The sequence below is a fragment of the Neobacillus sp. YIM B06451 genome (assembly GCF_032667185.1).
Classification (GTDB): Bacteria; Bacillota; Bacilli; order Bacillales; family Cytobacillaceae; genus Bacillus_D.
Window position 1 is genome coordinate 22916 of record NZ_JAVFKJ010000015.1, and the last position, 26496, is coordinate 49411.

Sequence of the window (26496 nt, forward strand, 5' to 3'; positions counted from 1 at the left end):
CAAGACTATTTCCATTAGGAACTTAAGCTAAAACGGTCTTGACGTATAAAAAAACAGGAAGCCGAGGAGCTGGCTTCCTGTTTTTATGAAAGTAATTAATCACGCACTGTTTCAAGTGCGACTTCAATCATGTCGTTGAATGTTGTCTGGCGCTCCTGTGCGGATGTTTGTTCGCCAGTCAGGATATGGTCGCTGACTGTTAGAAGTGTAAGTGCCTTTACGCCGAATTTCGCGCCAAGGTAGTAGAGGCCTGCGGCTTCCATTTCTACAGCCAAAACTCCGTGTTTTCCAAGGCGGACGAATTCATCCTGACGGTCAGTATAGAAAAGGTCGGAAGACAAAACATTGCCCACGCGAAGCTTCAAGCCTTTTTCTGTGCCTGTATCATAGGCTTTTTTCAGCAAATCGAAGTTTGCGATCTGCGGGAAATCATAACCCGGGAAGCTGTTGCGGATGATGTTGGAATTGGTTGCCGCAGCCTGGGCGACGATGACATCGCGGATTTTAACCTCTTCCTGGATGGCTCCGCATGTTCCGATACGAATCAAGTTTTTAGCGCCGTAGCCTTCAATGAGCTCCTGTATGTAGATCATTGCGGATGGCATGCCCATTCCAGTTCCCTGGACGGAAACACGGTTCCCTTTATAAGTACCTGTAAAACCAAGCATTCCACGTACGTTGTTGTAGCAAACTGCATTCTCCAGGAATGTTTCGGCAATATATTTCGCGCGCAGTGGATCCCCCGGCAGCAATACGGATTCGGCTATTTCTCCTGCTTTTGCTTCAATGTGAAGACTCATTACATTTCCCTCCATAATGTCGAATTGGAAAACGGTTTCATTCGCTGAAAATCTTACCATACAGCGAAGTTTTTATCTGTTAAGGGTCTGGCGTAAAAACTGTGAACCAGTTAACAAAATAACCGTTAAGGCGCTAACTGAAAAATAAGCGCTTTCACTGGTATAGTATCTTCACAGCAGGCTATAGTTTATACCATTTTCGGAGGGTTTGGATTTCTTCGGTTTCCTCGCAAAGTGACTCAAGCTTTTTCATATCCACTATGTAAAAGTACTTCTCGCGGATGTCGATTATTTTTTCATCCTGGAATTCAGTAAGTATTTTTGAAACCGATTCCCTTGTCACTCCGAGCATATTCGCTAGCAGGGTTTGATTGATTTTCATTTCAATTTTGTAACCGTTATCAGTCTGCCGGCCGAAATTGAAATAAAAATCGATGATTAAATTCGCAACCTTTGTCCTTACATCATAGAAAGTCAAGTAGCGGACAAGCCTGTTGAGAATGCGGATCCGTTCAACGAGAATCATATAGGCTTTGCGGAAGACGGATGGATATGTTTCGGCGATTTCGAGAAAATCCTGCTTTCTGATTTGCCAGGTCGTTACTGGCTCAAGCGCTTCAACTGAGGAAATCCTGTATAAATCGTTGGAAAGCGCTTCAACTTCACCAATGATTTCCCCTGGCATTGCAATGCTGAGGACAATTTCCTTGCCATCATGGAGGCGGTATACCTTGAGCATACCGGAACGGATCAGGTAAACTTCATCGCTTTCATCATTTTCAAACATAAGGATGTGGTTCTTTTTAAACTGCCGCTCCTTCAGCAAGGGCATTATGTCTTGGATTGCATCTTCTGGAAGGCCAGAGAATATTGGAAAATCCGAGAGGTTGTTTATCATCTGTGCAAATCCTTTCTATTCAAGAGTAGCCTTCTGCCTTACTCATTTGGGAGTTGCATGAAGTGAAAATGTTTTTCAAAAAAACATTATATCAGAAGTGGACGACTGGAATGGGGCTATTTGATTCAAGAGGGAGATAAACAAGATGTTTACGAATAGTAACGACGCAGGAGGAATGAGCCGTACGCTTAAATGAAAGTGGTTTCATTAGTAGGATTTAAAATATAGAAAAAAATTTTTGGAGGGAATTATCCATGAAGAAATTCGGAAAAATCGCAATCCCAGTTATGATTATCCTGTCCCTTCTTCTAACAGCTTGTGGACAAAACAATGCGGGCAACAAGGGCGGAAATGACGGAGAGGACAAATTAAAGATCGGGATGGTAACCGACCTTGGAAGCGTAAATGACAAGTCATTTAACCAAAGTGCATGGGAAGCGCTTCAGAAACTTAATAAGGACCATGGATATGAAGTAAAGTACCTTGAACCTAAGACAGATGCCGATGTAATGCCAAACCTACTGCAGTTTGTAAAAGGTAATTATGATTTGACCTGGGCGACGGCCTTTACACTCGCCGACGCGGTTTCCCAACTGGCGAAGGAAAATCCGGATGCCAAGTTTGGGATTGTTGATTCGGATTTGGTCATGCCGAATGTTGCCGCTGTTTCCTTTAAGGAACAGGAAGGTGCGTTTCTCGTTGGGGTTATTGCAGGGCTTACAACAAAAACAAACAAAATCGGTTTTGTCGGCGGAATGGATATCCCTGTTATCAAGCGGTTTGAAGCTGGATTCAGGGAAGGGATTAAGGCAGTGAACCCGGAAGCGAAGCTCATTGTGAACTATACTGGTTTATTCAATCGTGTTGATATGGGTAAATCGGCTGCTTCAACGATTTACAACGACGGCGCGGATATTATTTTTCATGCGGCCGGCCTGACAGGAAATGGTGTTTTCAATGAAGCAAAAGAACGTAAGAGCAAGGGCGAAAATGTGTGGGTAATCGGTGTCGATAAAGACCAGTCATTGACATTCGGAGATGACATTACCCTTACTTCTATGATTAAAAAGGTTGACGAAGCCGTTTACAGCGTATCGATGGCACTTGCCGAAGGGAATTTCCCTGGCGGAAAAGTTACATTGATGGGCTTGAAGGAAAACGGTGTCGATATTGCGCCGACATCGAAGAAAAATGTAGCGCCAGAAGTTCTTGATAAAGTTGAAGAATACCGCCAGAAAATCATTAATGGTGACATCGTCGTACCGACAGAATAAGGATCGCTCCGTCCCCTGGCAATCAATTCGTTAGGGGACGGACATTTTTTGGGAGGGAATCACTGTGATGAATGCCGACATCGCGTTGGAGCTAAAAGGAATAACAAAACGATTTCCCGGCGTTGTAGCCAATGATTCGATAAGCTTCCAGCTAAAGCGAGGAGAAATCCATGCCTTGCTGGGGGAAAACGGTGCAGGCAAATCGACTTTGATGAGCATTGTATTCGGCCTTTACCAGCCGGATGAAGGGGAAATAGAGGTAAATGGGAAAAAGGTCATCATCGACAGCCCAAATAAGGCAATCGACCTTGGAATCGGGATGGTGCACCAGCACTTTAAACTTGTTGAGCCGTTCACGGTAACAGAGAACATCATCCTCGGGATGGAACCGAAAAGCGGGCTGAAAATTGACTATAAAGGCGCGGTCAAAAAGGTCAGGGAGCTTTCGGAAAAATATGGGCTTGATATCGATCCGACCGCAACCATTGAATCGATTAGCGTTGGAATGCAGCAGCGAGTTGAAATCATTAAAACCCTTTATCGCGGCGCAGATATCTTGATTTTTGACGAACCGACCGCAGTTCTGACTCCGCAGGAAATCAGTGAATTACTTGAGATTATGAGAAAGCTGATCGCGGAAGGGAAATCAATTATTCTTATCACCCATAAGCTGAAGGAAATCATGGAAATAGCGGACATGTGTACAATTATCCGCCGTGGAAAAGTAGTGGAAAGTGTAAAGGTATCCGAAACCAATCCACAGCAATTGGCTGAAAAAATGGTCGGGAAAAAAGTAAGCTTTAAAACAGAAAAACAGCCGGCGGATCCAAAAGAGGTGCTTGTTGAGGTCAAGGATTTGGTAGTCGCGGGTTCATCAGCCAACAGGCATGCGATTGACCATCTCTCCATGACTGTCCGTGCCGGTGAAATTGTCGGGCTGGCAGGCGTCGATGGGAACGGACAAACGGAATTAATTGAAGCTTTGACAGGCATGCGTTCTGTTGAATCTGGAGGGATACTTTTAAAAGGGAAAAATATCGCTAATATGACTCCGCGTGCAATCGGGGAGGCTGGCGTATCCAATATACCTCAAGACCGCCATAAACATGGCCTTGTACTTGATTTTACAGTTAGTGAGAACACAATTCTGCAAACGTATTACCGCCCTGAAATTACCCAGCGCGGATTCATTAACCGCAAGGCTATGGACGATATGGCGAAACGCCTTGTAGAGGAGTTCGATGTCCGGACGCCTGGAGTCGAGACGCATGTCCGTTCCATGTCGGGGGGAAATCAGCAGAAAATTATCATTGCCCGTGAAATTGACAGGGATCCGCAATTTCTGATTGCGGCCCAGCCAACGCGAGGGCTTGATGTTGGCGCGATTGAGTTCGTCCATAAACAACTGATCGCGCAGCGGGACGAGGGGAAAGCAGTCCTCCTTGTCTCGTTTGAACTTGAAGAAATCTTGAATGTATCCGACCGGATCCTGGTTATTTCAGAGGGGCGGATTGTCGGTGAAACAACGCCTGAAACAACGAGCGACCAGGAACTTGGTTTAATGATGGCGGGTAAACATGAAGGAGATGAACCAAATGGAATTGCTCACTAATATTTTTAAAAGGAAGTCGTGGGTCGTTCCGTTTGTGGCGATTATCCTCGGCTTGCTCATTGGGGCGCTCGTCATGTTCGCCGGGGGCTATGACCCAATTCTGGCGTATAATTCGATGGTTTGGAAAATATTTGGGAGCAGCTATGATATTGGCGAAGCTCTCAGGACCATTACCCCGCTTGTTATGAGCGGCCTCGCGGTTGCCATCGCATTCCGCTCCGGTCTCTTTAATATCGGGGTGGACGGCCAGATTGTCATGGGTTCGCTTGGCGCGCTGATTGTCGGTACGCAGCTAAGCCTTCCGCCCATCATCCACGGGATTGTTGCCATCTTGTTTGGCGCGCTGCTTGGAGGAATTTGGGGCGGCCTGATTGGTTACATTAAGGCGAAGAGGGGAGTCAATGAAGTTATCACATCGATTATGTTCAACTTCATCGCCCTTTATATCGCCAACCTGATGATCCGCCTTTTTATGGCGCAGGCGGGTACGCAGCGTTCTGAAATGATAAATGAAACCGGGAATATCCAGATTGGCTGGCTTTCAGGCCTTATGGGAGGGGCGCGCATCCACTGGGGCTTTTTCATCGCGATTGGGGCGGTCATTTTCTACCACATTTATATCAACAAGACCAAGTGGGGGTATGAACTTCGCGCCGCTGGCCTGAATCCCCATGCGGCCAAATTCGCCGGAATGAAGGTATCGAATGTCATGGTCCGGGCGATGTTCATTTCAGGTGTAATCGGCGGCCTGATCGGCACTTTCGAGGTTCTCGGCGTTTTCAAGTATGTTGCGATTAGCTCAGTTACATCAGGCCTTGGCTTCGACGGCATCGCTGTTGCATTACTTGGCGCGAATTCCGCTTTCGGCGTGCTTCTGGCCGGCGGACTGGTTGGGGCATTAACTTATGGTTCCCAAGGTATGAGCTTTGGCGCAAACGTACCTGGTGAAATTGTCCGGATGGTAATAGGGTTCATTATTTTCTTTGTCGCGGCGCCTGGCATTGTCAGAACGATCCTCCCGGGATTTCTTAAGAAGAAGAAGGAGGCATAACCAATGGATATTCTTGCAAATCTTCTGAACGGGACGCTCGTTTTCTCGACAGCACTGATTTTTGCCGCGTTGGGCGGGCTTATTTCCGAGCGATCAGGGGTAATTAATATCGGGCTGGAAGGTTTCATGGTCTCGGGGGCATTTTTCTCAGCCATCATTTCATATTATGCCGAAACAGCCGGAATGGGCGCCCTTTCGCCTTGGATGGGATTGCTCGGGGCGTTTGTCTTTACAACCATCTTTTCGTCAATCCATGCTCTAGCGTCTATCAAGTATAAGGCGAACCAGGTGGTTAGCGGGGTCGTAATCAATATATTGGCCGCGAGTTCAACATTCTTTTTTGTAAAAATGATCTTTATGGGTTCGGCAGAAACGCCAATGCTTGCACAAGTATTCCATAAAGTTTCGATTCCGTATTTAAGCGATATCCCATTCTTCGGAAAGGTTCTATTCAACGCGTATCCAACAACGTATCTTGCAATTGCAATTGTGCTAGTTATATACTATGTCATGTTCAAAACTTCTGCGGGCCTCAGGCTCCGTGCCGTCGGTGAGCACCCGAGCGCAGCAGATACGGCCGGAATCAAGGTCAACCGCACCCGCTATCTTGCTGTTATCCTAAGCGGGTCGCTTGCCGCATTGGGCGGGGCGACAATCGTTCTGACATCGAACAGCAACTTTGCTTTTAACACCATTTCCGGGCAGGGATACATCGCGCTTGCCGCTGTAATTTTCGGAAAGTGGCATCCTGTAGGGGCTATGCTTGCGGCATTGTTTTTCGGGCTGGCACAGGCAATCAAGGACCAATTCCAAATATTTGAGTTTGCCCAGAGCATACCGAATGAAATTTTCTATATGCTCCCGTACGTCTTGACACTTCTTGTCCTCATTGGAGCGGTAGGGCGTTCCCGTTCGCCTAAGGCGCTTGGCGAACCGTATGATGTTGGAAAGAGGTAAGTGATTTTTTTAAAGTAAAGAGCTGGCGTCTTGAAGGACTCCGGCTCTTTTATGCATTAGAGGTGAAGGTAACTGTGAATAAACTTTTTTCTATACAATCAGAACAGGCGAATATCCGGACGGAAATACTCGCCGGGCTCACATCATTTATGACGGTGGCCTATATAATCGTCGTGAACGGCGCAATTTTGAGCATGGCTGGTATGCCGTACGAAGCGGTTACTCTTGCCACGCTAATCGTATGCTTTGCCGGCTGTATGTTGATGGCGCTATGGGCGAATTCACCGCTCATTCTTGTCCCTGGGATGGGGGACAACGCATTTTTCGTGTTCACGCTTGTCCTATCGTTTGGCCTGACATGGCAGCAGTCGCTTACTGCTGTTCTATTCGCCGGAATTGTCTTTGCTTTGGCGGCCTTTACGAAGGGCGCCGTCTATTTATCGCGATCCATCCCGCAGTCAATGATTCATGCCATGACAGCCGGGATAGGGCTGTTTATTGCCTTCCTCGGTTTGAAAAATGGCGGGCTGATTGTTGCGAGTGAAGGGACATTCGTAACATTAGGCGACTTTGCGAACCCACATGCCCTGACAACGGTACTTACCCTCCTGATTGTGCTGCCACTGTTCCTTAGAAATATAAAAGGAAATTTCCTGATTGGCATTATCGCGGGAACGGTAATCGGGGCTTTGCTCGGGATTGTTGATTTTTCCTCATTGCGCGACTTCAGCATCTCCTTCAAAGGATACGATTCCATCTTTGCGGCTTATGATTTTAGCGAAATCGGAACAGTTAATTTTTGGACAGCCGTCTTTTCACTGTCAATGGTCATCATTTTTCAAAACATGGGCGCCCAGCTGGGGATGCTGCCCGATAAATCGAAATTCCAGCGGTCGTTTCAGGCCAATTCGATGTCGGTCATTGCCGCATCGCTGTTTGGCTGCAGCCCGGCGACAACTTCAGCTGAGTCGGCGACAGGCATCGCGGCTGGTGGAAGGACGGGGCTCACTTCGTTTACGGCAGGACTATTGTTCATCCCTGCATTGTTTCTCATTCCGTTTTTTAAAGTCATTCCGAACGAAGCGATCGCTCCTGTCCTCATCATTGTCGGCTGCCTGATGGTACAAAGCCTGAAGCAAGTTCCTTTTGATGATTTTACAGAGGCGTTCCCTGCTTATTTAATGCTTGCGATCATGCCGTTGACCTTCAGCATCGCGAACGGGATTGCCTTCGGGTTTATCGCCTATCCGATAGTAAAGCTCGTGACAGGAAAAAGAGCGGAAGTATCCGCGACAATGTACGTTATCGCGTTTTTCTTCCTCTTGTATTTCTTGCTTGGATCTATCTAGAAAAGCGTAAGCGCCCCTATAGCGCGTTTCCAAAGGAGTTTGACAAAGAAAGACAGCCGGTTTGCCTTTTTAAAGGGCAGGGCTGTTTTTTTTGATAATCCGGGGACGGAAATCGGAAGAAAGCCGCATTTTTGTCGCCGATGATGAAACAATCTGTTGTTTTTAAAAATAAAACCATTGGATTGGAAATAAAATACGAACATTCCTTGTTGACTTGAACTAAACATTCGTTTAATATTTCATATGGTTCTAATAAACATATTCTTCCTTCATATGAGAGTGGGAATTTTTTAGGAGGCTATCATGGAACGCCTTTTTAAGCTGAAAGAATTAAAAACAAACGCAAAGACCGAGGTTGTGGCAGGCATGACAACGTTCATGGCCATGGCGTATATCCTTGTTGTAAACCCAGCAATTCTATCTTCTGCGGGTGTGCCGTTTAACCAAGTATTCATGGCAACGATTATTGCCGCCTTAACCGGGACACTGATTATGGCCCTATTTGCCAATTACCCAATTGCTATTGCGCCGGGGATGGGGTTGAATGCATATTTTGCCAGCGTCGTTGCAACACAGGGCGTGAGCTACCAGATTGTTTTCGGAACGGTCTTCTTGGCAGGGGTCTTGTTCCTGCTGTTGTCTATAACGAAACTACGGGAAATGCTGATTGAATCGATCCCGGAATCGATTAAGCACGCGATAACATCAGGGATTGGCTTGTTCATCGCATTCCTAGGGCTCAAGATGGCGGGCATTGTAGCAGGAAACAAAGAAACATTGGTTTCAATAGGGAACCTCCATCAGCCGGGGACTCTTCTGGCCATTGCGGGATTGTTCATAACCCTAATCTTGCTTGCGCGAAAGGTGAAGGGGGCTCTCTTTATCGGGATGCTTATGACAGCGGTAATCGGCTATTTCATGGGCATGCTCAAACTGAACGGAGTTGTTTCGGCTCCGCCGCCGCTTGTTTTCTTTGATATGGATATTTCAGGCGTCTTCTCACATGGTTTGTTCACCGTTGTGTTCGCCTTCCTGCTTGTAACGCTATTTGATACGACCGGAACTTTGATTGGCGTGACCGAGCAGGCGGGACTGATGAAAAACGGAAAGCTGCCGAGGGCTAAAGCTGCCTTAAGCGCTGATGCTGTTGCCACTACAGTCGGTGCCGCGCTTGGGACAAGCCCTTCCACCGCTTATATCGAATCATCAACCGGGGTTGCGGCAGGCGGACGTTCCGGGCTAACAGCTTTGACCACCGGGGCGCTAATGCTTGTTGCTATGTGCTTCTCGCCGCTCGTATCGGCGATTGCTTCCTTGCCTGCAATTACCGCACCTGCCCTGATCATTGTAGGCTGCTACATGATGGAGGGGCTTGCCAAAATTAATTGGCGTGAACTTGATGAAGCCTTTCCAGCTTTCATCACAATTCTCGCAATGCCGCTGACTTCAAGCATCGCAACTGGAATTGCCCTAGGTTTCATCACCTATCCGATTATCAAGCTGGTAAGCGGAAAGGGCAAAAACGTCCACGCGCTAATTTATGTATTCGGCATCCTTTTTGCGGTTCAGTTGTACTTCTTTTCCTAAGCCTGTTTCCCGGCTGCTTTCGAGTATGCCGGGGCAGGCTTTTTTGTTTTTGCCGACCTGCTCCGCCATCTGACACAACTTCGATTTTTAATCCTTTTTATGTCCAAGCTAGTACAACATTGAACAAAGCTTCGTTTTTTAATCCTCTTATTCCAAATCGGACTCGCATTTGGACCATTGGCAATGCATGTATCCTGTTTCTATGTCCCAATCGCCCCCTGATTCGGACAGTGGTACCACGATTCCCTGTTTCTATGTCCGAATCACCCCTTGTTTCTGACAGTGGCACCGCGTTTTTCTCTTTCTGTGTCCGAATTGTCCCCCGATTCTGACAGTGGCGTCGCATTTTCCACTCTCTTTGTCCGAATCCACCCTTGTTTCGGACACCGGCACTACGATTTGCTCGGTCTATGTCCGAATGGCCCTTTATTCTGACAGTCACCCCGCTTTTTCCTCTTTCTATGTCCGAATCCCTCATCTATAACAATATTAGAGCCGGTTTTCTTCCTCTCTACGACTCTTTCTTCCTTCACTATATCCCGGCAATGTTCGACAAATTCAATAAGGAAAACTTATGTATTTTTATAAAAACAATAAAATTTCCTAAAGTATATTACTGTACTATACTAAAGGAAAGAGGTGGTTGAATTGGAATATATTATAATTTTTCTTACCGGAATATGTGCGACGACGATCGGTACATTGGCAGGGGGTGGCGGGTTAATCAGCCTGCCGATTATGCTTCTGCTTGGTATGCCTGCCCACTCGGCCATCGGGGCGAACAAAGTGTCAAATACAGTCAGCTCATTCTCAAGCTTTTTTCATCTATACCGGACGAAGCGGATTACCTGGAAGGAAGCGTATTGGATTATTCCTGTCAGCATTTTCGGAGGGATGAGCGGCGGTTTTCTTGCGTCAAGGATACCTGCGGATAAAATGATGGTCCTTGCCCTAATTCTATTAACCTTTGCTTTTATTACTTCATTTATCGGAAAAGGAAGTTTCACGGGGAACGGAACGCTTAAAATCAACAAAATAAGCCTTCCGGGTCTTTATGGAATTGGCATATATGATGGGCTTTTTGGGCCAGGGCAGGGCACCCTCATGCTTTACCTGTTTGGCCATTTGAACATCTCCTATCTTCGGGCTGTCGGCTTCGTGCGGCTGGCCACTTTTTCAAGCTGCATTGGGGCGGCGGCGATGTACATCGCTTCAGGAAAAATCATTTGGCCGATGACGCTCGCCCTTATGCTTGGGTCGGTAACAGGGGCTCAGCTTGGCGTCCGGATTGCAGAAAAACTGAAACCACAATTAGTAAAACCAATTCTGCGCTTCGCCACAGTGGCACTAATCATTCAATTGTTTGTAAGAGCCATTTAGTAATTACCCAATTCTTATCCGCTTGCCTTGTGCAAAAATCCCATGTGAAAGCATTCCAACCTATTTTACATGAAATTGAATCCAAGTTATTGACAGTTTTCAAACCTGTGTGATAAATAAATAGTGGGATTAGCACTCACATAATAAGAGTGCTAAAATAGATGTGGACATGCACTGGAAAGGGGATATCATTATGGAAAAGAAACAGTTCCAGGCCGAGTCGAAACGGCTTTTGGAAATGATGATCAACTCCATCTACACAAAACGGGAAGTGTTTTTGCGCGAGCTGATTTCCAATGCCAGCGATGCGATCGACAAGATTTACTACAAAGCGCTGACAGATGATTCACTTGTTTTTGATAAAGACAATTACTACATAAAAATCGTTCCGGATAAAGAAAACCGGACATTGAAGATTATTGATACCGGGATCGGAATGACGAAGGAAGAGCTAGAAACGAACCTAGGGACGATTGCGAAAAGTGGTTCACTCGCGTTTAAGAAGGAAACGGAATTAAAGGACGGGCATGACATTATCGGCCAATTCGGGGTCGGGTTCTATGCGGCTTTCATGGTTGCCGATGTTGTAACAGTGATCAGCAAGGCGCTTGGCAGTGATGAGGCGTACAAGTGGGAGTCCACCGGTGCGGACGGATACATGATTGAGCCGGCAGAAAAGAATGGCGTGGGCACGGAAATTATTTTAAAAATAAAGGAAAATAGCGAAGATGAGAACTACGACGAGTTCCTTGAGGAATACAGCCTGAAGTCAGTTGTCAAAAAATACTCCGACTTTATTCGCTATCCGATTAAAATGGACGTCAGCACAAGCAGGAAAAAGGAAGGCAGCGACGATGAGTGGGAGACTATCAAAGAAGAGCAGACAGTCAACAGCATGGTGCCTATTTGGAGAAAGAATAAGAGCGAGCTGACCGACGAGGATTACACGAATTTTTACAATGAAAAGCATTATGGTTTTGACAAGCCGTTGAAGCACATCCATATCAGTGTCGATGGGGCTGTCCGTTATAACGCCATTCTATTCATTCCGGAAAACATCCCGTTCGATTACTACTCGAAGGAATTCGAAAAAGGGCTGGAGCTATATTCCAACGGGGTTCTGATTATGAACAAGTGTGCCGATCTGCTTCCCGACCATTTCAGCTTTGTAAAAGGGATGGTCGACTCCGAGGATTTGTCCTTAAACATTTCGAGGGAAATGCTGCAGCATGACCGCCAGCTGAAGCTGATTGCCAAGAATATCAGCAAGAAAATTAAGAGCGAGCTGCTCGCCCTCCTGAAGGACGACCGGGAGAAGTATGAAACATTCTATCAATCGTTTGGGCGCCAGCTGAAGTATGGCGTGTACAGCGATTTTGGCGCGCATAAAGAAACCCTGCAGGATTTGTTGATGTTCTATTCATCAAAGGAAAAGAAGCTTGTCACCCTAGATGAATACGTTTCGAGGATGCCGGAAGAACAGAAGTATATTTACTATGCGGCAGGCGAATCGATTGAACGGCTCGAAAAGCTTCCTCAGGCTGAGCTTGTGTCGGAAAAAGGGTATGAAATCCTTTATTTCACAGAGGACATCGACGAATTCGCAATCCGCATGTTGATGAATTACAAGGAAAAGGAATTCAAATCAATCGCAAGCGGCGATCTCGGCATTGAGTCGGATGAGGAAAAGAAGGAAGCCGAAGCTGAAGCCGAGGAAAACAAAGAGCTGTTTGATGCAATGAAGGACGTTCTTTCCGGAAAAGTAAAGGATGTGAGGATTTCAAAGCGACTTAAGTCCCATCCGGTCTGCCTGGCAAGCGACGGCGACCTGACAATTGAAATGGAAAAAATCCTCCGCCAGATGCCGAACAGCCAGGATGTAAAAGCGGAGAAAATCCTTGAAATTAATCCGAATCACGAGGTGTTCCAGTCGCTCAAAGGTGCGCTTGAAAAGGACAAAGAGAAGTTTGCCCTTTATACGAACCTTCTTTACAACCAGGCGCTCTTGATTGAAGGGCTGCCAATCCAGGATCCGGTTGAATTTACTAATGATGTCTGCAAGATTATGGTGTAATGAGCATTATTTTGCCGGAAAAATATGTTTGACGTTTGCGTGCCTTTTCTGTAATATATGAAAAGGAATTGAATACCCGTGCCTTAACGGGAGAGGTTCATAGCTGATACCCTCTATAAAAAACTATGGATACATGACTATCTGCCATGTCCATAATCGGACATGGCTTTTTTATTGGTTATTTCCATTGTTTTTAATAGCTTCATTGGCTTAGGCTCTCTTGTAAAAGGGCGGGATACTTTTACAAGGGGGTTTTTTTCATGTCTGGACGAAGCCATGAGGAAGGTTTGAAGGATTTGACGCTATTGGGTAACCAAGGGACCCAATATGCTTTTCAATATGCACCGGAGGTTTTGGAGGCTGTCGACAATCTCCATACAAACAGGGATTACTTCGTCAAATTCAATTGCCCTGAATTTACAAGTCTGTGCCCGCTGACCAATCAACCCGATTTTGCCACAATGTATATTTCGTATATTCCGGATAAAAAAATTGTTGAGAGCAAATCGCTCAAGCTTTATCTTTTCAGTTTCCGGAACCACGGCGACTTTCATGAGGACTGCGTCAATATCATCATGAACGATCTGATTAAGCTGCTTGACCCGCGCTATATTGAGGTTTGGGGAAAGTTCACTCCAAGAGGAGGCATTTCCATCGATCCGTGGTGTAACTATGGGAAACCGGGGACGAAATACGAGGAAATGGCCAATTTCCGCTTAATGAACCATGACCTTTACCCTGAAAAAATTGACAACAGGTAAGGAGGCTCACTGGATGATTTTATACCTGAATGGAGCGTTTGTCGGGCTCTTGATCCTTGCGAACGTGGTGGCTGTTAAGCTTTTCAGCATCGGAAATTATGCCATCCTTCCCGCCGCCGTCATTGTGTACGTCTTTACTTACCCAATCATTGATGTAATTGTCGAAGTGTACGGTAAAAAACAGGCCCAGAGGACTGTCAAGGCTGGTTTGATTACTCAAATCCTCGCGCTGGTTTTCATTTCGGCAGCAATCGCACTGCCGTCCGCGCCTGTGTTTTCAGAGCAGCAGTCATTTGAAACGATTCTGGGAGGAAGCTTCCGCGTGATTGTTGCGAGTCTGATTTCTTATGCTGTCAGCCAGAATCTCGATGTGCTGGTTTTCAACAAATTGAAGAACCGCCATGGGCAAAAAAAGCTTTGGCTCCGCAACAATGCTTCAACGATGCTGAGCCAGCTTGTTGATACGGCCATTTTCATCGGGATTGCTTTTTACGGGGTCGTGCCGGCGGCGATACTAGGGACAATGATTATTACCCAATACATCTTTAAATTTTTTGCTTCCATTGCGATTACCCCGCTTGTATACCTGCTTGTAGGAATCATTAGGAAAAAAGAGGGGACAGACGGGGCGGTTGCCCTTGATTAACAAAAAAGAACTCCGCATTGCTACTCTACTTCAGCAGGCGGAGTTCTTTTTTATTTTACTGTACAGCTGAAGCTTTTTTCACAGCTTCATAGGCGTTTACATAGCCCGCGCCAACTTCATGGTACTGATAACCCGGCATTGGCTCAGCCGTTTCGCCCAAAAATTCATGCGCTTCCCGGGGGGTAAGATCCGGCTTAGCTTCCTTCATGAGGGCAACAACCCCGGAAATATGCGGAGCCGCCATGCTTGTGCCACTAGAAGTTGTATAGAACAGCAAATGTTCTGGATCAATATACGAAATGTCCGTTGCCGTTCCGAGCACATTCATGATGAGGCCTGTTGAAGACCTCGTGGCAACGATGTCCACTCCCGGAGCTGTAATGTCAGGATGCAGAAACGCATCACCTGCAACACCGCGCGATGAAAAGTCAGCCAGCTGCTTATCCTTTGTGCCAGCAGCAACACTGATTACCCATGGTGCTGCCGAATAAGGGTTCAATGTATTGTCCCCAGGGCCTTCATTGCCCGCTGCGAAAACAACTGTCATCCCGGCATCGTGGGCGGTTTTCGAAGCTACGTTAATTGGATCGTTCGGTGAGTAGTCACCAGTTGTCCCCCAGCTGTTGCTAATCACGTCGATTCCATACTTGTCTTTGTTTTTAATGGCATAATCAAAGGCTTCAAGCGACCATAGAATATTGATGCCTTCACCAACGCCAAGGCCAACAAGCTTTGCCTCCGGTGCCACCCCTTTATAAACTCCGGTGCTCGCCGTGCCGCTGCCGGCAATGGTTCCAGCTACATGGGTTCCGTGTCCCGAAGTGGTATCTGTGTTAACAACGTTCTCAAGGTAAAGCGGTGAATTGCCAAAAAGATTACCGACAACAAACTTTACGTTCTGGACGACCTTTTCACCGAATTTTAGATCCTGGTGAGTCGCATCAATGCCGCTGTCAATGACGGCAATGGTGACTCCCTTCCCGGTATAGCCAAGATCGTTCCAAACCGATTCAGCGCCAATCAGCTGGCGGCTGTCCCGAAGGAAGTACTGAAGTTCCTTATTTTCATAGACTGAGAGAATATTCGTGGATGAGAGAAGGAGGGTAGTCAAGGCGGCAATTTTGCCCTTGACTGCAATCATAGGCAGGTTTTCAAACGTTTTTGTTTCAAAGCCTAGAGCCTTTAGAAGCTTGATGTCTGAGAGGGCTGGATTCTTTTTGTAGGTAATAATAGCTTCAGCCTCGCTGTCCGATAAAGTAGAATTTAGCAGTTTTGTAATCGCTGGACTTACTTCGGCAGTAAGGCCAAGTGCCTTAGGCTGGGACGAAAAGGATGGGCTTAACAGGGTGAAAAGCAAAACAAGCAGGACAAGGAATTTGAATTTTTTCATAAGGACCCCCTAAATGATTTAAAATCTTACCTATTCTATTTATCCAGCAAGTTAGTTAGCAAACATAATTGAGGTTGGGAAAATTTTTAAGGGGAAATAAAGAGGGCTGCCTGCGATTGGCAGCCCTCTTTATTTAGAGCAGCGATTGCTTTTGCTGGATGAGTAAGTTCAGTTCCTTATCGACTTTGGAATAGTCATCGCTTTCGGGCGTTAGCATGCTGATTTTACCTAGCAGCTCGGTTATTTTCGTATCAAGCAGGGCAATCTCTTCCTGCAGGCGGCGATTTTCCGGCCGCACTTGGGTCATTTGCCGTTCTTCGTATTCAAGCAGGCCTATCTCAATTCGCTGAATCCGGTTATTCTCAATCACTAACAATTTATCGCAAAGCCGTTCAATGAAGTACCGGTCGTGCGAAACGATTAGAAGGGTGCCGGAATAGCTCGCCAACGTTTCCTCCATTTGCTCGCGGCTTGGCAAATCAAGATGGTTGGTTGGCTCATCAAGGATAAGCATATCGTATTCCTGCATAATCATATGAACAAGCTTGACCCTCGTCCGTTCACCAAGGCTCAGGGCTGAAAAGGGATTTGAAAGCTTCTCTTCCTTCATGCCCATATTGGCAAAAAGGGTCCGCGCTTTTGTGCGCTCCTCCATGCTTACTAAGCCCATGAACTCAAGGACGGTCCGGTCACCCGGTAGGTCGCCCACATCCTGGCTTAAATAGGCAATCCGAACCGAATCGCTTATCCAAAGTGTTCCCTTGGAAGCCCTCAATTCTCCCAGCAGCATTTTTATAAAGGTTGTCTTTCCGGCTCCGTTAGATCCAAGCAGGGCAATCCGCTCGCCGTGTTTAATGTAAAAATGGCTTTTTTCAAATAGAATTCGTTCCGTAAAAGATTTGCCCAATCCGCGGGCTTCAAGAATACGCTTCCCGCGGTTTCCAGCTGCTTCAAAGTCAAACCGGACAGATAGTTCATCTTTTGGTTTTTCAATATTCTTTTTGGATAGTTCATGATTTAGACGCTTTAGCTTGGATTTGACTTGGACGTCTTTTTTCTTGGCTTGGACCCGGCCGTATTCCTTTAACCCTGCTTGCCGGTTTTCAGAGGGAGTCCTGCCTTTTCCGGCTTCCCGATGCGACTTTTCGGACCACTGCTTTAGCTGGGCAACCTGATTGTTAATGAGTTCTATGCGCTGTTGCTGCTTTTGATATTCCCTTTCTTGCTGCTCATGCTTCCGTTTCTTCTCGGTCCGGTAATCTGTATAGTTGCCCTCATAGACTGTGAGTTTTCCGTCTTCAAGCTCGAAAATCTTTGTAACCGTCTCGTCAAGGAAATGCCGGTCATGAGAGATAATCATCGCCGCCTGATCCGAATTTTTAATGGATTTGATCAGCCAATTTAAACCTTTTAAATCCAAATGGTTTGTTGGTTCATCTAGGATAAGGAGCCCGGGGTTTTCAGCCCACACACCGGCAAGAGCAAGCTTCAGCCGTTCTCCGCCGCTAAGGTTGCCAAGACGTGAGTCCTCCCATTCCTGCATTTTTTGAAGGCCTAGCTGGCTAGCGGCTTCAAGAAGTGCTTTTCCCTTTTCGTTCTCCAGGACAGACAAATCATATTCAGTTGATTGAGGCAGGTAGCCGATCCGCAAACTGGAATTTCTTTTCGCGATAGTTCCTCCATCAGCTTCCATTTCGCCTATAAGTAGCTTCACGAGCGTTGTTTTCCCGGATCCATTCCAGCCAACCAGCCCAATCTTTTCCCCATCTCTTATATCAAAAGAAACATCCACAAGCAGTTCACGTTCTCCAAAACTCTTTTTTATATTTATTGCCTTGATTAGTTCCATACAAATCACCTCAGTAATTTTTGTTAATATCACATTGAAGACTGAGCCGAGTTTGAAAAAATCATAAGAAAAACCTCCCCGGGAACCCGAAGAGGCTGATTGTATGGCAAATTAGTCCTTCTCAACCCTGCTTTAAAAAATACACCTAAAAAAGCGCGCAAAAAAGCATCGGCTGAAAAGCAAAAAAGGGCATACGAATCCTATTCTTCAGGTTTCCTCACTTTATTTGCATGAGTCTACTCCCAAAAAATAAGATTATAACTTCATTGCCCCAGTACCATCCTTTTAAAGTATTCATATTTCATCATAAGTATAGGCAGGAGACGGGATGTATGTCAATGTTCACGGAAGAAACCGCCTGGCTTTGAGTAGGAAAGCGAACTCCGGTAGAATGAAATTATGAATACAGAGAAAAAGGTGCATTTTGATGAAGAAGTACGTTGTGATTGGAGCCGGAATACTTGGGGCATCCGCAGCCTACCATCTGGCAAAAGCGGGCGCCGATGTAACGGTTATTGACCGGCGTGATGCCGGGCAAGCAACCGATGCGGCTGCAGGCATTATCTGTCCGTGGCTGTCCCAGCGGCGGAACAAAGCATGGTATGCGCTTGCAAAGGAAGGTGCGGCCTATTATTCGTCGCTTATCCAGGAGCTAGAGGAAGATGGCGAGAAGGAAACAGGCTATGCACGGGTAGGGGCCTTAAGTTTGCATACAGATATGGACAAACTTGCGAAAATGGAAGAGCGGGCCCTGGCAAGGCGTGAGGATGCGCCTGAGATAGGTGAAATCCGCCAGCTTGATATGGGTCAGGCCGCGCGGCTGTTTCCACCTATTTCGGAAGAGTTTGCTTCGATCCATGTTGGCGGTGCGGCCCGCGTTGACGGGCGTGCGATAAGGAATGCGCTGATGAACGCCGCCGAAAAGCATGGCGCGAAGGTTATCGATGGTTCGGCAAAACTTGAGTTTGCTGGTGGTTCCATAACGGGGGTGACGGCAGGCGGCAAACACTATGAGGTTGATACAGTTATTGTTGCGGCCGGTGCCTGGGCGGAAGAATTATTGAAGCCCTTGGGTATCAATTTAAAGCTTTCGGCGCAGAAAGGGCAGATTGTCCACCTCCGTATTGACGGACAGGATACCGGTGTCTGGCCAGTCGTTATGCCTCCAAGCGATCAGTACATCCTCGCATTTGACGGTGGTAAAATTGTCATCGGGACAACACATGAAGAAGACAAGGATTTTGATATGAGGGTTACCGCTGGCGGGCTGCATGAAGTGCTCAATAAGGCCTTGACTACTGCGCCTGGGCTAATGGATGCTGAATTTGTGGAAGCCAGGGTTGGATACAGGCCATATACGCCAGGCTTCCTTCCTGTAATCGGAAAGGTGCCTGGGTATGGGAATCTTCTTTTCGCAAATGGGCTCGGGGCATCCGGACTGACTGTCGGGCCGTTTCTTGGTGGGCAGCTTGCGAAGATGGCACTTGGACTGGAAGTTGATATTGATTTGAATCTTTATGATATTGGCGGGTTAATTGGCGATTAAAGGAAGCGTGGGTCTGAAGTACCCATGCTTTTTTTGTGTCAATTAATAAGTTTATTGTATCAAAAACCTTCATTTTATATAATAAAAACTTATTAAGGTTAAAAGGACAAAACCGAAATGTTTTCGATGGAGAACGAGGCGGAGCCGTTTTCAGAAAATAATCCCAGTGAGGATTAATTTTAAAAATAGATAGATCGGGGTAAAAGGGTAAAAATGATCGTTGCTCATTTATACTCCAAGGAGGAACAACCTATGCAATGGAAAGGTAGACAGGGAAGTTCGAATGTTGAGGATAGACGAGGCAAGGGTGGCGGCGGGATGCTCATGGGCGGCGGAATTGGCGGGATTGTCCTTGTTTTGATAATGACGCTTTTAGGCGGCGGCAATATAGGAGACGTGTTTAATAACCTCGGCGGTGGCGGGACTGGGCTTGAATCCCCGCCGCCATACCAGGAAACGGCCGAGGAGAAGGAATTGGCGCAATTTGTTTCTGTTGTCCTGGCCGATACGGAGCAGGCCTGGACGGAAATTTTCAAGGAGGAAGGCATGGAATACAGGGAGCCGACTCTTGTTTTGTACTCAGGAACTGTCCAGTCTGCCTGTGGGGTGGCGGGATCGGCAGTCGGTCCATTCTATTGTCCAGGTGATGAAAAACTTTATATTGACCTAAGTTTTTACCGGGAGCTTCAGGACAAGTTCCAGGCTCCAGGTGATTTTGCCATGGCTTATGTGATTGCCCACGAGGTTGGGCACCATGTCCAGACATTGTTGGGAACATCGGAAAAAATGGCATCTCTCCGGCAGCGGCTTAGCGAGAAGGAATACAATAAATATCAGGTGCGGATGGAATTACAGGCCGATTATTTTGCAGGCGTTTGGGCAAACCGCGCCGAGAACTTAAACCTACTTGAGGAAGGGGACCTGGAAGAAGCACTGAATGCTGCTTCCGCAGTGGGTGATGATACAATCCAGAAGCGATCACAAGGATATGTAGTTCCCGAAAGCTTTACCCATGGTACTTCCGAGCAGAGGAAACGCTGGTTTTACAAAGGCTTCAAGACGGGTACGATTGAAGGAGGGGACACCTTTAATGCCGGCAATCTATAAGGGTTTGGTGAATCATTTATAAGAAAGGGGAGTCTCATTTTGGCAGCAGCAAATGAACGATCTTTTTTTCTGAAAGATGACGGACAAATCCCAAATAATCCTTACTTGCCAGTAATTGTTTATCAGGCTGTTTTTAACGACAATCCGAATGGAATAGAGGAAACATTTAACCGCCATAATTGGACCGGCAGCTGGTCAGACGGTATCTTGGGCTATCACCATTACCATAGCAACACTCATGAAGTGCTTGGAGTTAAATCCGGCCAGGCAACCGTCCTCCTTGGCGGCGATGCCGGTGAACGGGTTGACTTGAAGGCTGGGGATGTAATCCTCTTGCCAGCGGGAACCGGCCATAAGCTGGTTGAAGGAAGCGAGGACTTTGAGGTGATAGGGGCCTATCCTGAAGGGACTAGCCCGAATATGAAGGAGAAGGATCCGGCCGGCCGCGCTCAGGCACTTCAGGATATCCGGAATGTACCGGTTCCTGAGACAGATCCGGTTTACGGAGATACAGGGCCGCTTCTCCGGAAATGGGTAAAATAAAGAAAGAGCATGGAAAAGCAGGACACACCAAAAACACGATGAGCCGAGATTCGCTCATCGTGTTTTTAGTTAAAATTATCTAGCGGCTCTGCCACGATTGCAAAAAGGTCGGTGACAACCGGGTGCCAAAATTGCGTTCGGTTGTCACGTAAAGTCCTAAATCGTGACAACCAAGTGCAAAATCCTGGTTTGGTTGTCACCAAAAGCCTTGATTCGTGACAACCGGGAGCCAAAATCCGGCAGGGTTGTCACGTAAAGTCCTGATTCGTGACAACCATATGCTAAATCTCGATTAAGTCCGTATAATTGTGTAAAAGAAAAGGGTCATAAATCGTGAGCCGTGATACAATGTTTTTCGACCAAGAAAACCATTCACGGAGGACACGATTATGACCCAAATTAATATTACTATAAACTTAGAAGATCTCAAAGACAAAATCCAAAACAGTTCATTAGAATCACCTGTTAAGGCATCATTAACGCTTATTTTAAATTCTTTGATGGTAAAGGAACGGGATGAGTATATTAATGCTCTGCCTCACGAAAGAACGGAAGATCGTAGAGGGCATCGTAACGGCTATTATTCACGCGAATTAATTACTGGTGTAGGTGGCCTAAAATTAAGGGTTCCACGTACTAGGGACGGTGGATTTTCTACCTCAGTCTTTAATAAATACGAGCGCTGGGAACAGGCATTGATCCTCTCCATGATGGAGATGGTGGTAAACGGTGTTTCCACCCGAAAGGTTTCCAAAATTGTCGAAGAAATATGCGGAAAATCGGTCTCAAAATCATTTGTATCAGAGTTAACTAAGGGACTGGATCCAATCGTTAATGAGTGGAGAAATCGCCCACTAAATACGTTGTATTACCCATACATCTTCGTTGATGCCATGTATATAAAAGTTCGCGAGAACGATAAAGTCGTTTCGAAGGGAGTCTACTTGGCTTCTGGGGTCAATGAAAATGGATCCAGAGAAATCATAGGGTTACAGGTAAATCATGCTGAATCTGCAGAAAACTGGTCCATCTTTTTTGATTATTTGAAGTCACGAGGTCTACAATCACCTAAATTAGTTATTTCTGATGCCCATTCCGGCCTGGTCAAATCGATTAAGCAATCATTTCTAGGAACATCGTGGCAGCGATGCACGGTCCACTTTCTACGAAACATTGTTGAGGCTTTGCCTAAAAAGAATACCCAAGAGGCTCGTGAAGAGCTTAAGGATATTTTTAAAACATCACAGCTCACTGTTGCCCGGGGATTGAAAAAACAGTTTATAGAAAAATACCAAGATCAGAAAGGATTTCAAAAGGCGATTAATACTCTGGATGAGGGATTCGAGGACGCTATGCAGTTCCATTCTCGACCTGTTTCTCACCATAAGCATATTAGGTCTACAAATATGCTGGAACGCCTGAATAGGGAGATAAGGAGAAGAGAAAGGGTCATTTCGATATTCCCAAATGACCAATCCGCTATAAGGATTATTGGCTCAGTACTTATGCACATTGAAGAAGATTGAGGTGGAAAGACTTTTCTAAAGAATGCGAACCAGAATTAAGGACAATGAGTAGTGCATATCTGGTCCGCTAGGTTTTCAATTGGCGGCTTTTCCATGGTAAATCCCGCTCTTCGAAAGATATTGTCTAATACTTATAGACGATTATGTTCAAGGAAAAAATTACAAAATTTATTCAGTCAGGGGAGGGGCTTCCTCGCCCCTCCCCTGACTGAATATTCAAACATCCCACAACCTAGTAATACTGGTTGACAAACATTGTTTCCCTTTTACACAAAAATAAGGACTTGACTAAAATCCGGTTTGGTTGTCACGTAAAGTCCTGAATCGTGACAACCATATGCTAAATCTCGGTTTGGTTGTCACGTAAAGTCCTGAATCGTGACAACCATATGCTAAATCTCGGTTAGGTTGTCAGGCAAAGTCCTGAATCGTGACAACCATATGCTAAATCCCGGTTTGGTTGTCACGCAAAGTCCTGATTCATGACAACCAAATGCCAGAATTGCGTTCGGTTGTCAGAAAAAACCCACCGGATTAGCTGGCATGCCTATCCAAGCCGACCCAATGGGTTTTCATTTCAGTTTAGGCCTTCTATTTTAACCTGGACTGCCGGGAGGAAATTTTCGCCTGTATCCTGGTAGGTTAGCTGTACTTTGTCGCCTTCTTTCAGGTAAATCGCCAGCGGCTCGCGTTCCGAAGAAATAATATAGCTCTGCTTATTGTCGAGCAGGAAGGAAACGGCTGTATAGTTGCCGGACTTTTCCTTATATACCCGGAGGACGGTTCCGCTGACCTGTTTCTCCTCGGCTTTCGACCTACCGTCAAGGCCGCCACCTCCGCGCTGCAGTTCTAGCTTATATTGCCTGAGCGCATCGTTAGGGGTTGATCCGTATACCGATGTTTCAGGATTTGCCGCCGAGACGATAAAGTAATTTTGCAAAAAGCCGTTCGAATCAAGGACTGGCGTCAGCCAGCTTGCTTCACCATAAAAATTGTAAAGGACCGGCATTTTGCCTTTCCATTTCTTTTCAATGAATTTTTTCTCGATGATTTGCAATGCGCCTTCTGAATCCATATACGATTCTTCGAGGTTACCGGTGTAATAGGTTGCTTTACCGGTTCTTGAGTCCGTCAAAGAGTATCCGAGCATCGAATCTACGCCTTCCTTTGGGCTTGAGAAGTCGGTAAAATAATACATCGTGCCATTTTCATTGAAAATTGGCGTAACGTTCGCCTCGGTTCCTTCATCCGAAGGCAGCTTTACATCCTTTTTCCCGAAGACGCTGTTCCAGAAGCCATGGACATAGTTGCCGAAATAACTGTTTTGCAGGCTAACCACCTCTGGAGAAACCGCTCCGTCTATAAAATCAGGGATTTCATCTAGCGCGTAATCCGCCGTCTTTCCGCTCTGAGGGTCGACCATCACAATCCCTTTCACATCAAAGCCGTTCCTTGCGGAAATGAAGTTCCCGTAAGAACGGATATAGACCGGCTTGCCACTTTCATCCACTTCCAATTGAACGTCACCGTAAAAAATTGTCCTCGGGTACTGCATCCTGATATGGCGCTCAATGTTTTTTCCAAAATAAGAGGAGGGGGTGTAGGCCATTTCTGATTTCACAAACTTAGGATTTGCTGTCGAGTCGGTGGCGCTCAGCTTAAAATAGCCAGGCGTTGTCTTGCCGTTCCACCATTTGAAGATTCCTGAAAATTCAACGGGCGCGATATACACATATTCGCCATTCACCTTTTGGATTTGCAGGCTGCCTAACTCGTAATAGCTTGTGTTCGGAACCTGCCCAAATGCCTTTCTCATCTTATTGCGTGCAAATTGGGGCGGTACACTCGCCGGCGTTTTCGTTTCATCAAACGTTTCAATTTCCGTCCGCTGGTCCATTTTTGCTGTTTCATACTTATCATTTGCGTTAAAAAGAAACGCCGTCAACATGTAGAGGCAGAATACAAGGCTGCCTAAAAACAACAATGCTTTGACAAGTTGTTCCTTTCCGGTGGAAAACAGGGCTCCGATAGCGGAAGAAACAAGAATGAAAAGCCATAGGGAAGAAAGGTTTCTGTCAATGTTAAATAGATAATAAATAATAAAAACCAGTACCGCGAGGAGGATAGCCAGATTAATATGCGCTATCAGGCTTGATTTTTTTCCTCCCTTTTTCCCGCCCCGAAACCCGAAAAATGGTACGACTAAAATAGCCATCAGCAATCCGGCAATCAATGAATACAAATAAATATTTCCCATAAAACTTCTCCTTCCCGGCCGCGAAACTTATGCGCCCGCATTAAACAAATACGTTGGGAGCGGCAAAAAGATTCACCGTTGCCAACAAAAAACAGGCCTTCCTGACCGGAAAGCCTGCATAAAGAATGGATTTGCCTATTCTTCCAAATCAACATTATGATACACTTGCCGGACGTCCATTCTAATGGAATTGAAATCCGCATTAAATCAACGTTTGCTCGTCCTTAACTGGTGAATAAAATTGTTCTGTATATCATAACGAAAACAATAACATAAATCAACCTAAGGAAGTGGTATATCCATATCGGAAAACCATTGCCGTCACTGGGTTGCGGTCTTTTTGTTTGCTTTGTTTTCCTTTAAATACAAAATAAAAACGTCAGCTCACGGATGCTGACGCCTTAAACGATATTAGTCTGTTTCAAGTGTAGAATCCCAACCATGAAGTTTAGTCATTTTCACATAATCCTTCAAAAAAGCTGGGTCATTTGTATTTAAGTGAACAGGCTTTAAATGCACCATACACCAATTATCCTCATAATGTATTTCGACACTTACTACTTCCGGTTCCTCATCAGCTTTCCATACGCTATCCAAAATAATATCGCCCTTGTGAGGAATTATATTGGACTCAAAGCTTTTTTTATCGTTGTCCAGCCTTTGTTCATTGGTTCTAAACGAATTAATTGTGATAATATCACTTCCATAATTTTCACCTCCATTTCTTCCCTCCCAATATTCGACAGCAACCTGTCAATTCCTTCTAGGTAAATAAAAAGAAGCACCAATCGGATGAACTGGTGCATTTTAACTATATTATTCACCTTGCTTTTGTTTTCTTTCTTTATTTCGCTCCTTATTATTAATAAATTCGTTAAGGAACATTCCCATAAAAGCGTGAGTTTTGGAGGAATAATACCAATAATTGAGCAAATTAATAATAATTAATAAAAATATTATGGCACCAAAAAAAATTTTATCTCCCCAAAATATGTTCATTTCTTTTAATGCAAACAAGTTAACAAGGAAGGAGCAGCTTAAGCTCACAGTTAAAACTCCTAAGCTGTGGGTGGTGGACAATAAATGTCGATAACGTTCAGCAATGTAATCACGATGATCTTTCCCCAGCAGGCTCAATTCACTTTGCCAAAGATACTCCAAATAAAAATATTCTTCATCTACATCTTTTTCACGATACTTTCTTTTATATCCGTCTATGTGCTGGATTATCATTTCTATTCCTTTTTTTTTAGACATAACCCAAAAGCGCCCAAAATATATTTGATGAAAAATGTAGCCGACTGGAACACCAATACTTGCTACAGCGACAACAAAGCTTATTAATTTCACAGGGTCAGTAGTAAAAGCAGAAAAGAATTTGTTATTATAAGTTCCATATAAAATCAATATGCTCAACAAAAACACCCAACCAGGAATACCCCAGCGTATTAAATATTTTGTTTCATATTTCATTTTTTCACCTCCGATTATAATTCCATAATTCTTCAGTTAATGGCAAATTCCTCCTCAGCCAAATAAAAAAGCACCTAGAAAGGCGCTCCTTACATTAAAACGGTCTTGGTTTTACAGTGCTCATTTATATTTAAACACAGAAATATGAGCAACTTTGCTCAAAACGATTCTGTGAAGAAATCCTTTTTCATCATAAAATTCCTTAATGCCAGACGTTTCAATTTTATTCAAAACTTCTTTTGGGTCATTACCATCAACAAATTCAGTGATTTCTTTGCCACTGTCTAAAGTATAAGTAATTCTGTACTTATTCATAATTTCACCTCCATTTAACATAATTCGCCAAAAGAAATCAAAATCCTTCAAAAAAATAGAAAACTCGCTAATCAGTCAAGGTTAGCGAGTTTTGGTCGATT

Annotated in this window: 22 protein-coding genes and 1 riboswitch; of the genes, 14 read left to right on the forward strand and 8 right to left on the reverse strand. The window is 45.4% G+C overall.

What is annotated here, in order from left to right:
- Positions 1-95 precede the first annotated feature (95 nt).
- Entirely contained in the window at positions 96-800 is a 705-nt protein-coding gene (gene deoD, locus RB160_RS19555; protein ID WP_316572122.1) for a purine-nucleoside phosphorylase, read from the reverse strand.
- A gap of 181 nt (positions 801-981) precedes the next feature.
- The gene (locus RB160_RS19560) at positions 982-1698 is read right to left on the reverse strand and encodes a Crp/Fnr family transcriptional regulator (protein WP_316572123.1); all 717 of its coding nucleotides are present in this window, start codon (positions 1696-1698) and stop codon (positions 982-984) included.
- 254 nt (positions 1699-1952) lie between these two features.
- On the opposite strand from RB160_RS19560, the gene RB160_RS19565 reads away from it, so the two are divergent.
- The 10 genes from RB160_RS19565 to RB160_RS19610 all read left to right on the forward strand — a co-directional run bounded on the left by RB160_RS19565 (position 1953) and on the right by RB160_RS19610 (position 14389).
- Entirely contained in the window at positions 1953-2972 is a 1020-nt protein-coding gene (locus RB160_RS19565) for a BMP family lipoprotein (RefSeq protein WP_316572124.1), read from the forward strand.
- A gap of 67 nt (positions 2973-3039) precedes the next feature.
- Complete coding sequence (locus RB160_RS19570) at positions 3040-4584, forward strand: ABC transporter ATP-binding protein (RefSeq protein WP_316572214.1); 1545 nt, start codon at positions 3040-3042, stop codon at positions 4582-4584.
- Positions 4568-5635 carry an ABC transporter permease gene (locus RB160_RS19575; RefSeq protein WP_316572125.1) on the forward strand — a complete coding sequence of 356 codons (1068 nt, stop codon included), beginning with the start codon at positions 4568-4570 and terminating at the stop codon, positions 5633-5635. Before RB160_RS19570 ends, RB160_RS19575 begins: the two co-directional genes overlap by 17 nt.
- 3 nt (positions 5636-5638) lie before the next feature.
- Positions 5639-6592: an ABC transporter permease gene (locus RB160_RS19580; RefSeq protein WP_316572126.1), complete on the forward strand. Its 954-nt coding sequence runs from the start codon at positions 5639-5641 to the stop codon at positions 6590-6592.
- Positions 6593-6654: 62 nt separating this feature from the next.
- Complete coding sequence (locus RB160_RS19585) at positions 6655-7941, forward strand: NCS2 family permease (RefSeq protein ID WP_396954749.1); 1287 nt, start codon at positions 6655-6657, stop codon at positions 7939-7941.
- A 303-nt stretch (positions 7942-8244) separates the two neighbouring features.
- Entirely contained in the window at positions 8245-9528 is a 1284-nt protein-coding gene (locus tag RB160_RS19590; RefSeq protein ID WP_316572128.1) for an NCS2 family permease, read from the forward strand.
- 648 nt (positions 9529-10176) lie between these two features.
- Positions 10177-10908, forward strand: a complete 732-nt coding sequence (locus tag RB160_RS19595) for a sulfite exporter TauE/SafE family protein (protein ID WP_316572129.1) — start codon at positions 10177-10179, stop codon at positions 10906-10908.
- Positions 10909-11101: 193 nt separating this feature from the next.
- On the forward strand, positions 11102-12982 hold the full coding sequence (gene htpG / locus RB160_RS19600; RefSeq protein ID WP_316572130.1) for a molecular chaperone HtpG: 1881 nt from the start codon (positions 11102-11104) through the stop codon (positions 12980-12982).
- Between the two features lie 86 nt (positions 12983-13068).
- A riboswitch (PreQ1 riboswitch) is annotated at positions 13069-13115 on the forward strand.
- A 127-nt stretch (positions 13116-13242) separates the two neighbouring features.
- Positions 13243-13743 carry a preQ(1) synthase gene (gene queF, locus RB160_RS19605; protein ID WP_316572131.1) on the forward strand — a complete coding sequence of 167 codons (501 nt, stop codon included), beginning with the start codon at positions 13243-13245 and terminating at the stop codon, positions 13741-13743.
- A 13-nt stretch (positions 13744-13756) separates the two neighbouring features.
- Positions 13757-14389 (forward strand): queuosine precursor transporter, encoded by a 633-nt coding sequence (locus RB160_RS19610; protein WP_316572132.1) that lies wholly within the window; start codon positions 13757-13759, stop codon positions 14387-14389.
- Between the two features lie 55 nt (positions 14390-14444).
- Here the strand turns inward: RB160_RS19610 and RB160_RS19615 are convergent, their stop codons facing one another.
- Together RB160_RS19615 and abc-f are read right to left on the reverse strand one after the other, a co-directional pair.
- Complete coding sequence (locus tag RB160_RS19615; RefSeq protein WP_316572133.1) at positions 14445-15779, reverse strand: S8 family serine peptidase; 1335 nt, start codon at positions 15777-15779, stop codon at positions 14445-14447.
- Between the two features lie 133 nt (positions 15780-15912).
- Positions 15913-17628: a ribosomal protection-like ABC-F family protein gene (gene abc-f, locus RB160_RS19620; protein WP_316572134.1), complete on the reverse strand. Its 1716-nt coding sequence runs from the start codon at positions 17626-17628 to the stop codon at positions 15913-15915.
- Positions 17629-18055: 427 nt separating this feature from the next.
- Here abc-f and RB160_RS19625 point away from each other — a divergent pair, with 427 nt between their 5' ends.
- From RB160_RS19625 to RB160_RS19640, 4 genes are all read left to right on the forward strand, one after another.
- Positions 18056-19174, forward strand: a complete 1119-nt coding sequence (locus tag RB160_RS19625; protein WP_316572135.1) for an NAD(P)/FAD-dependent oxidoreductase — start codon at positions 18056-18058, stop codon at positions 19172-19174.
- 252 nt (positions 19175-19426) lie between these two features.
- Positions 19427-20281 (forward strand): KPN_02809 family neutral zinc metallopeptidase, encoded by an 855-nt coding sequence (gene ypfJ, locus RB160_RS19630; RefSeq protein WP_316572136.1) that lies wholly within the window; start codon positions 19427-19429, stop codon positions 20279-20281.
- 39 nt (positions 20282-20320) lie between these two features.
- Complete coding sequence (locus RB160_RS19635; RefSeq protein WP_316572137.1) at positions 20321-20824, forward strand: cupin domain-containing protein; 504 nt, start codon at positions 20321-20323, stop codon at positions 20822-20824.
- A gap of 389 nt (positions 20825-21213) precedes the next feature.
- Positions 21214-22350, forward strand: a complete 1137-nt coding sequence (locus RB160_RS19640) for an IS256 family transposase (protein WP_316572138.1) — start codon at positions 21214-21216, stop codon at positions 22348-22350.
- Between the two features lie 577 nt (positions 22351-22927).
- On the opposite strand, the gene RB160_RS19645 is transcribed toward RB160_RS19640, so the two are convergent.
- The 4 genes from RB160_RS19645 to RB160_RS19660 form a co-directional block, all read right to left on the reverse strand.
- Positions 22928-24607 carry a hypothetical protein gene (locus RB160_RS19645; protein WP_316572139.1) on the reverse strand — a complete coding sequence of 560 codons (1680 nt, stop codon included), beginning with the start codon at positions 24605-24607 and terminating at the stop codon, positions 22928-22930.
- Positions 24608-25018: 411 nt separating this feature from the next.
- Positions 25019-25204: a hypothetical protein gene (locus tag RB160_RS19650; RefSeq protein ID WP_316572140.1), complete on the reverse strand. Its 186-nt coding sequence runs from the start codon at positions 25202-25204 to the stop codon at positions 25019-25021.
- 219 nt (positions 25205-25423) lie between these two features.
- Entirely contained in the window at positions 25424-26080 is a 657-nt protein-coding gene (locus RB160_RS19655) for a BA5345 family protein (RefSeq protein WP_316572141.1), read from the reverse strand.
- A gap of 120 nt (positions 26081-26200) precedes the next feature.
- Entirely contained in the window at positions 26201-26395 is a 195-nt protein-coding gene (locus RB160_RS19660; protein WP_316572142.1) for a hypothetical protein, read from the reverse strand.
- Positions 26396-26496: the final 101 nt, after the last annotated feature.

What these genes read in the sequence shown, in the direction of transcription:
- deoD (WP_316572122.1), bottom strand. Translation starts at nt 800, where the DNA reads ATGAGTCTTCACATTGAAGCAAAAGCAGGAGAAATAGCCGAATCCGTA.
- RB160_RS19560 (WP_316572123.1), bottom strand. Translation starts at nt 1,698, where the DNA reads ATGATAAACAACCTCTCGGATTTTCCAATATTCTCTGGCCTTCCAGAA.
- RB160_RS19565 (WP_316572124.1), top strand. Translation starts at nt 1,953, where the DNA reads ATGAAGAAATTCGGAAAAATCGCAATCCCAGTTATGATTATCCTGTCC.
- RB160_RS19570 (WP_316572214.1), top strand. Translation starts at nt 3,040, where the DNA reads ATGAATGCCGACATCGCGTTGGAGCTAAAAGGAATAACAAAACGATTT.
- RB160_RS19575 (WP_316572125.1), top strand. Translation starts at nt 4,568, where the DNA reads ATGGAATTGCTCACTAATATTTTTAAAAGGAAGTCGTGGGTCGTTCCG.
- RB160_RS19580 (WP_316572126.1), top strand. Translation starts at nt 5,639, where the DNA reads ATGGATATTCTTGCAAATCTTCTGAACGGGACGCTCGTTTTCTCGACA.
- RB160_RS19590 (WP_316572128.1), top strand. Translation starts at nt 8,245, where the DNA reads ATGGAACGCCTTTTTAAGCTGAAAGAATTAAAAACAAACGCAAAGACC.
- htpG (WP_316572130.1), top strand. Translation starts at nt 11,102, where the DNA reads ATGGAAAAGAAACAGTTCCAGGCCGAGTCGAAACGGCTTTTGGAAATG.
- queF (WP_316572131.1), top strand. Translation starts at nt 13,243, where the DNA reads ATGTCTGGACGAAGCCATGAGGAAGGTTTGAAGGATTTGACGCTATTG.
- RB160_RS19610 (WP_316572132.1), top strand. Translation starts at nt 13,757, where the DNA reads ATGATTTTATACCTGAATGGAGCGTTTGTCGGGCTCTTGATCCTTGCG.
- RB160_RS19615 (WP_316572133.1), bottom strand. Translation starts at nt 15,779, where the DNA reads ATGAAAAAATTCAAATTCCTTGTCCTGCTTGTTTTGCTTTTCACCCTG.
- abc-f (WP_316572134.1), bottom strand. Translation starts at nt 17,628, where the DNA reads ATGGAACTAATCAAGGCAATAAATATAAAAAAGAGTTTTGGAGAACGT.
- RB160_RS19625 (WP_316572135.1), top strand. Translation starts at nt 18,056, where the DNA reads ATGAAGAAGTACGTTGTGATTGGAGCCGGAATACTTGGGGCATCCGCA.
- ypfJ (WP_316572136.1), top strand. Translation starts at nt 19,427, where the DNA reads ATGCAATGGAAAGGTAGACAGGGAAGTTCGAATGTTGAGGATAGACGA.
- RB160_RS19640 (WP_316572138.1), top strand. Translation starts at nt 21,214, where the DNA reads ATGACCCAAATTAATATTACTATAAACTTAGAAGATCTCAAAGACAAA.
- RB160_RS19645 (WP_316572139.1), bottom strand. Translation starts at nt 24,607, where the DNA reads ATGGGAAATATTTATTTGTATTCATTGATTGCCGGATTGCTGATGGCT.
- RB160_RS19655 (WP_316572141.1), bottom strand. Translation starts at nt 26,080, where the DNA reads ATGAAATATGAAACAAAATATTTAATACGCTGGGGTATTCCTGGTTGG.
- RB160_RS19660 (WP_316572142.1), bottom strand. Translation starts at nt 26,395, where the DNA reads ATGAATAAGTACAGAATTACTTATACTTTAGACAGTGGCAAAGAAATC.